This is a genomic window from Candidatus Enterococcus ikei (assembly GCF_017316105.1).
GTDB classification, from domain to species: domain Bacteria; phylum Bacillota; class Bacilli; order Lactobacillales; family Enterococcaceae; genus Enterococcus_L; species Enterococcus_L ikei.
Genome location: NZ_JAFLWD010000058.1, coordinates 21,516 through 28,957, shown reverse-complemented (window position 1 = coordinate 28,957; position 7,442 = coordinate 21,516). Strand labels below are relative to the sequence as shown.

The following is a 7,442-nucleotide window of genomic DNA, read 5'->3' as shown; positions in this document are numbered from 1 at the left end:
TTGAATTATATTGCCTATTTTTTTACTCAAACAAGCTTTTTCGTTTGTAAATGATATTTTTTTGTAGATGACTTTTCGATTGAAACTGTTTTTAGCATTCTTAATCCGTTTAATATAACTATAATCGTGCTGCCTTCATGACCAATAACGCCTAATGGCAAATTAATGATTTGGAAAAAATTGGATAAAATCAGCAAAACGATGATTCCGGTAGAGAAGACGATATTTTGGGTGACGACTCGTTTCAATTTTTTTGAAAGTAAGTGACTCATCTGAAGTTTCTCTAAGTCATTTTGCATCAATACCATGTCCGCTACGTCCATTGCTATATCAGTTCCTTCACCCATAGCAACACCAATGGCAGCATTTGCTAAAGCAGGTGCATCATTGATTCCATCGCCAACCATGGCGTTCATGCCGTATTGCTCTTTTTGTTCCTTAATAAGAATTGTTTTATCTTCAGGTAAGCAATTTGCATAAATTTGATCGATTTCAAGTTCGCTTGCTACAGCAGCTGCGGTTTTATCATGATCTCCTGTGATCATTGTAGTATGGATACCTGCTTCTTTAAAGTAGTTAATAACTTTCTTCGCTTCAGGTTTAGGAACATCTAATAAGCCAAAATAAGCAACGATTTCTTGGTTTTCAAAGAGACAAATTACTGTTTTTCCGTCATTTTGCAATTGTTCGATCTGATCTAATAAGTTTTTGTTTATAGTTGTCTGGTCATTGAAAGAACTTTTTCCAATACACCAAGTAGTAGAGCCGATAGTTGTTTCCATTCCGAAACCGATAATATTTTTGACTTCGATCTGTTTGTATATATCAGTGATTTCGGTATCAAAGCGGGTAACAATTGCTTGGGCCAACGGATGGGAAGACTGTCTTTCCATTGCAACCAAAATATTAAGTGCCTCTTGCTTGTTTGTTAAAAATGTGGCATCCGTGATTACCGGTACTCCTCGTGTTAAAGTCCCTGTCTTGTCAAAAGCAATTGCTTTTAAAGAAGCTAAATTTTCTAGGTAAACCCCACCTTTGAACAAAACGCCATTTCTTGCGCCATTAGAAATAGCGGCCAAAGTTGCTGGTGTAGCAGAAGCTACTAACGCACAAGGTGAGGCAACAACAAGTAAGACCATCCCTCTGTAAAAACTTTCATTCCAAGACCATCCCAAGAATAAATACGGAAGTAAAATCATTAATGGAATAGCAATCAACACGATTTTTACATAGATATTTTCTAATTTCTCAATGAAGCCAGCAGTTTGCGAGGGTGTATTTTGCGCTTCATCTACTAGACGAATAATTTTAGCGAATAGAGTATCTTCACTATTTTTAGTGACAGTCATCGTGATCGCTTCTCCTAAATTGATCGTTCCTCCAAATAGAGGGTCATCTTTTCTTTTTTCAACAGGTACAGATTCACCAGAAATAGCTGCTTCGTCAATAGGTGAAGCTCCGATAGACAAAATGCCGTCAATTGGAATACTAGCCCCTTTAGGAACTAAGACCAGATCATTAATCTGTAATTGATTGACTGCTACTTCTGTTGTTTTTCCTTGTTCGTTAAGTAGCAAGGCTGTTTCGGGCTGCATATTCATCAAACTGGAAATTTCTTTTTTACTTTTATTTGTCGTATATTCTTCCAACGCACCACTAAGACAAAAAATAAACGTTAACATAGCACCTTCAAACCAATTACCGATGATACATGCTCCAATTGCGGCTAGTGCCATAAGCAGATCCACATTAAGATGTTTATTTTCAACTGTATCGACAAGGCCTTCCTTTGTTTGTTTAAATCCGCCAAAAACAATAGCTAAAATAAAGCTGATTGGATAAAATGCTACACCGATTTTTTCTAAAATAAAACCTACAATCATAAATAGTAAACATAAAAACGTGACTAAAATAGCTTTTTTCTCTTCTGAAAGTTTCATTATCATCACTCCTCATAAAGAGAATAGCATAGTTGGAATGTAATTGATAATAGAAACTCCTAAATGAGAATGATAGTAGTTATCATTTAGATTAAAGCTTATTAATAAGGTTTTTTTATCGATTCTAAAATATACTAATTCTAATTAATAGTGATAATCATTATCATTGGAAATCGATAAAAAGTAAAGGGTGTAATCACATGTTCAACAAGCTTAAATTCTTGATATATTTTAAAAAATAAAAAAAGACTAGGACATAACTCTGCGAGTCATATCCCAGTCACCTAAAATTCAGATAAATGGTAGGAACAAAAGCATCTTCTAGTTTCTTGGAGTTAAACATGTTTGTCCTAAATTCAAAATAATTATGAAAATAACCAGTAACTGATCAATAAAACACCTAAGACGATTCGATACCAACCAAATGCAGTAAAGTCGTTTCGTTTTAGATAATTTAATAAGAACTTGATCACAACGACTGAAACAATAAAGGCGACAATAGAGCCTGTTAGTAAAATCAATATCTCACTAAAGCCAAATGAATTGCCTTTCATCAGAAATTTCACGATCTTCAAAAAGCTTGCTCCAAACATTACAGGAATTCCAAGAAAGAACGAGAACTCAGTTGCAACGAATCGTGAAGCACCAATAATGATTGCCCCAAGGATTGTAGCGCCAGAACGAGAAGTACCAGGAATCAATGATAATACTTGAAAGAATCCGACAATTGCTGCAGCTTTATAAGTGAAGTCATTTAAATCTGTACACTTCGGCTTACGAACTCGATTTCTTTTTTCAATCACAACAAAGGCAACCCCATAAACAATCAACATCAATGCTACTGTAAAGAAATTATGGAATTTTGCTTCCAACCAATCATCTAATGGAATTCCGATGATTGCAGCTGGTGCACAGGCAACGACGACCTTCGACCAAAGAATCCATGTGTCTTTCTTTTGTATTTCATCTTTTTGCGGAGAGAAAGGGTTTAGCTTATGAAAATAAAGAACAACGACAGCCATGATTGCCCCAAGTTGAATCACGACATTGAACATTTCCATAAAGTCTTTGCTGAGATTCATTTTGATAAATTCATCGACTAAAATCAAATGTCCAGTACTACTGATTGGTAGCCACTCTGTTACTCCTTCGATAATACCAAGAATAATTGCTTTCCATAGATTTGATAAAAGCATAGGTTCAATCCTTTCCAACGTAAAATAATAAATCACTAATAGTATACCTTTTAGTAGCAGAAAAACCAACTAACATTTCATGAGTATTAAAAAAATTTAGCTTCCAACCTGTTCTGTGTTGTAATTTTTATGAGAATTTTCTATACTATTACTATTCATCAAAATTGGAGGAGAAACCAAATGTTTGGATTTTTAAAAAAGAAAGAACCAGCACAATTAAATGAAACATTATATGCAGTTACTACAGGAAAGTTGATCCCAATCAGCGAAGTCAATGATCCTGTTTTTTCACAGAAAATGATGGGTGATGGTTTTGCTGTTATGCCGGAATCAGGAGATATTTATTCACCAATTGAAGGAGAAGTATTAAGTGTGTTTCAAACAAAGCATGCGGTCGGTATGAAAATGGCTAATGGCTTAGAAGTCTTGCTTCATATGGGTATTGATACAGTGGAACTAAATGGTGAGCCATTTGACATAAAAGTGAGTGAAGGAACAAAAGTTGCACCTGGGACATTGATTGCTAAAGTTGACTTAAATGCAATTACATCCTCTGGAAGAGCTATTGATATGGTCGTTGTAATTACTAATATGAATGCAGTGAAGAGCTATGAGCTAACTAAGGTCGGTCAAGTTAACGCTGGAGATGAAATCGGTATAGCTAAAGCATAAATAACTAAAAAGCATGGAGGAAACTATAAGAAGTTCTCTCCATGTTTTTTTAGTTCGGATGAAAAAATATTTTAAATAAAAACTTTTAATTGTTTTTATGTTGAAATTTTATTTCATATCATTTATAATGAAAGCGGATTAGGAAGGAGCAGATATAAATGTATGGTATTTCGGTATTTTTAGGAGAAGAACTAACGGATGAAACACAAACATATATTGAAGAGATGAGTCGAATTGGATTTGAAGGAATTTTTACTTCCTTGCATATCCCAGAAGATAATGCTGCCCTTTATAAAAAAAGACTAGAAAAGCTGGGGGAAATTACTCAAAAATTTAAGTTGAAATTAATGGTAGATATTTCAGGAGATGCAGTGAAGCAAGCTGGTTTGTCTTTTGAGCGTTTAGATGAAATTTTAGCAATAGGAGTGACTGGTTTGCGTATGGATTATGCCATCTCAAATCAAAAAATTGCTGAAGCATCTCAGTTTCTGGATATTGGTTTGAATGCTAGTACAATAACTGCAAAAGACGTAGACGAATTAAAATCTTTCAAGGCTAATTTTACGAATATTGAAGCTTGGCATAATTATTACCCGAGACCTGAAACGGGGTTATCTAGTCAATTTTTCATTGAAAAAAATAACTGGTTGAAACAATCCGGCTTTCAAGTGTTTGCCTTTGTTCCTGGAAACAATCATTTACGGGGCCCGCTTTTTGAAGGGTTACCCACACTTGAAAAACACCGTTATGATAATCCATTTTCTGCAGCTCTTGATTTAAAAGAGAATTACCAAATCGATGGCGTTTACCTTGGAGATCCGATGATTAAAGGGCGAACCAAACGACAGTTTGAAGAATATGTTAACCATCAAATTATATCGTTGGAAGTCATAGATATTGGCAGTGATTACTATTCGTTTATATTGGGAGAACACAATAATCGGCAAGATGACGCTCGTGATGTGATCCGAAGTGCAAATGCTAGATTTAAAAAAATAGAAACAATCAATCCAGAAACATTAGTTGAGCGAAAATTAGGTAGTGTAACTATTGATAATCTTCATTACGGAAGATATATGGGTGAAATACAAGTAACGAAAAAAGATTTACCAGCGTACGAAAAAGTTAATGTTGCGGCTCAAATTGTTTTAGAGGATTGTTCCTTACTGAAATTAATAAGAGCTGGAAGAGTATTTAAATTGATAGAGAAGGGAACATTATAAAAATGGAACTAGAGAATTTAACGACAGAGCGTAGAAACCAAGAAACGATGAATTTAGACGAACTAACGATAAAAGAAGCCTTAGACAAAATGAATCAAGAGGATCAAAAAGTTGCTTTGGCAGTAAGAGAGGCACTTCCCCAAATTGAGCCAGTTATCGAGGCAATTATTCAAGCCTTTAACAATGGTGGAAGATTGATTTATATGGGTGCTGGAACAAGTGGACGTTTAGGCATACTGGATGCTGCTGAGTGTGTACCAACTTTTGGTGTAGATCCTACTATGGTTCAAGGGGTGATTGCAGGTGGTCAAAAGGCCATGACGATAGCAGTCGAAGGAGCAGAAGATTCCAAAGCATTAGGTCGAGACGATCTAGTTGATTTAAATCTGACGGATAAAGACGTTGTGGTTGGTATTGCAGCAAGTGGACGTACACCATATGTGATCGGCGGATTAGTCTATGCAAATTCGATTGGTGCAGTTACTGCTACGATTTCATGTAATAAAAAAGCTGAAATCAGTCAATATTCGCAATGGCCGATTGAAGTAGATGCGGGGCCAGAATTTTTAACTGGATCAACACGATTGAAGTCTGGAACAGCACAAAAGTTGATTTTAAATATGTTATCAACAATTTCAATGATTGGCATTGGTAAAGTCTATAATAACTTGATGGTAGATGTGAAACCAACTAATGAAAAATTAGTTGAACGTTCAAAACGAATTATTATTGAAGCAACGAATTGTGATTACGAAACTGCAACTGAATATTTTGATAAGGCAGAGCAAAATGTAAAACTAGCCATCGTTATGTTGCTGACAAACACTTCTAAAGAAGAAGCAGCTGAAAAATTAGTTCAAGGCAATAATTTCATAAAAAATACAATTTAGAAGAATGAGAAAGGAGAAATAACCATGGCAGAAGATAAAATCAAACGTTTAGCTAGAGAAATTTACGAAGAAGTAGGCGGTCAAGAAAATGTCTTGAAGCTACGTCATTGTATGACTCGTGTGCGAATGGATATTCGTGATTATGACAAAGTAAATCTAGATAAATTAAAAAAGATTGATGGTGTAATGGGTGTCGTAGAAGATGACACCCTACAAGTTGTAATTGGACCAGGAACTGTGAATAAAGTGGCACAAGAAATGGTTGATCTAGCTGGCGTAAAACTTGGGGAAGCTTTTCCAAGTCTAGAAGAGAACCAAACAAAGCAATCAGGAAAAGAATTGGTAGAAGAAAAAGCAGCACAAGTCAAAGCAGCTCAAAAGGAAAAAAACAAAAATAACTCTGGGTTCAAATTAGTTTTGAAATCGATTTCAAACATTTTCGTTCCATTGATTCCAGCCTTTGTTGGTGCCGGAATTATTGGCGGAATCGCAGCAGTGATGTCAAACTTGCTAGTAGCAGGGACGATCGGAGATTCTTGGCAACAATATATCGATGTATTGAATATTATTAAAAATGGGATATTTGCTTATTTAGCTTTATACACTGGGATTAATAGTGCCAGTGAATTTGGTGCCACACCAGCGCTTGGAGGTGTTATCGGTGCAGTTACAATGTTGACTGGAATGAATCCAGAAGCGCCACTTCCAAATATTTTGACTGGTGGTACTTTATCAGCTGGGCAAGGCGGAATTATAGGCGTTATTTTTGCGGTTTGGTTGCTCTCTTTAATAGAAAAACAACTGCATAAAGTAATTCCGGATTCAATTGATATAATTATTACACCGACTATTTCATTACTTGTAATTGGTTTGATTACGATTTTTCTAATCATGCCAGTAGCTGGTTTTATCTCTAATAGCCTGGTAGGAGTTATTAACGTTGTACTGGAAAAAGGTGGTATGTTAGCTGGATTTACATTAGGACTTACTTTCTTACCGATGGTTATGTTTGGGTTGCATCAGATCTTAACACCGATTCATATCGAAATGATCGCTCAAACTGGAATGACGTTGTTATTACCAATTTTAGCAATGGCTGGTGCAGGTCAAGTTGGTGCAGCGTTAGCTTTATGGATTCGTTGTAAAAAAGATACGAAACTTGTAGAAATGATCAAAGGTGCTTTGCCTGTCGGTATTTTAGGAATTGGGGAACCATTGATTTATGGGGTAACGCTACCGTTAGGACGTCCTTTTGTGACAGCTTGTATCGGTGGTGGTATCGGTGGAGCTGTGATTGGGGCTTTTGGCAATGTTGGTTCGATTGCAATTGGCCCAAGTGGTGTGGCTTTAATTCCGTTGATTGCTAACAATCAATGGTTGGCTTATGTTTTAGGTTTATTAGCAGCTTATGCCGGTGGTTTTGTTGCAACGTTCTTCTTTGGAATTCCTAAGGACTTGCAAGAAAAATAAAGAAATAGAGTTAAATAATGGGTAGTAAAAGAACAACTGATTTTTTAGCAT

The 7,442-nt window shown here is 35.7% G+C and carries 6 protein-coding genes; 4 read left to right on the top strand and 2 right to left on the bottom strand.

Going from position 1 to position 7,442, the window contains the following annotated elements:
• Nucleotides 1-26: 26 nt before the first annotated feature.
• Both JZO69_RS16315 and JZO69_RS16310 read right to left on the bottom strand, forming a co-directional pair.
• Nucleotides 27-1,940, bottom strand: a complete 1,914-nt coding sequence (locus JZO69_RS16315; protein ID WP_207113869.1) for a heavy metal translocating P-type ATPase — start codon at nucleotides 1,938-1,940, stop codon at nucleotides 27-29.
• A 365-nt stretch (nucleotides 1,941-2,305) separates the two neighbouring features.
• A complete protein-coding gene (locus JZO69_RS16310) occupies nucleotides 2,306-3,136 on the bottom strand; it encodes an undecaprenyl-diphosphate phosphatase (RefSeq protein WP_207113868.1) in 831 nt (276 codons plus the stop codon).
• Between the two features lie 180 nt (nucleotides 3,137-3,316).
• On the opposite strand from JZO69_RS16310, the gene JZO69_RS16305 reads away from it, so the two are divergent.
• From JZO69_RS16305 to JZO69_RS16290, 4 genes are all read left to right on the top strand, one after another.
• The gene (locus JZO69_RS16305; RefSeq protein ID WP_207113867.1) at nucleotides 3,317-3,808 is read left to right on the top strand and encodes a PTS sugar transporter subunit IIA; all 492 of its coding nucleotides are present in this window, start codon (nucleotides 3,317-3,319) and stop codon (nucleotides 3,806-3,808) included.
• A 158-nt stretch (nucleotides 3,809-3,966) separates the two neighbouring features.
• Nucleotides 3,967-5,031, top strand: a complete 1,065-nt coding sequence (locus tag JZO69_RS16300; RefSeq protein ID WP_207113866.1) for a DUF871 domain-containing protein — start codon at nucleotides 3,967-3,969, stop codon at nucleotides 5,029-5,031.
• 2 nt (nucleotides 5,032-5,033) lie between these two features.
• Nucleotides 5,034-5,921: an N-acetylmuramic acid 6-phosphate etherase gene (murQ, locus tag JZO69_RS16295; protein WP_207113865.1), complete on the top strand. Its 888-nt coding sequence runs from the start codon at nucleotides 5,034-5,036 to the stop codon at nucleotides 5,919-5,921.
• A 24-nt stretch (nucleotides 5,922-5,945) separates the two neighbouring features.
• Nucleotides 5,946-7,391 (top strand): PTS transporter subunit EIIC, encoded by a 1,446-nt coding sequence (locus JZO69_RS16290; RefSeq protein WP_207113864.1) that lies wholly within the window; start codon nucleotides 5,946-5,948, stop codon nucleotides 7,389-7,391.
• The last annotated feature ends 51 nt before the right edge of the window (nucleotides 7,392-7,442 follow it).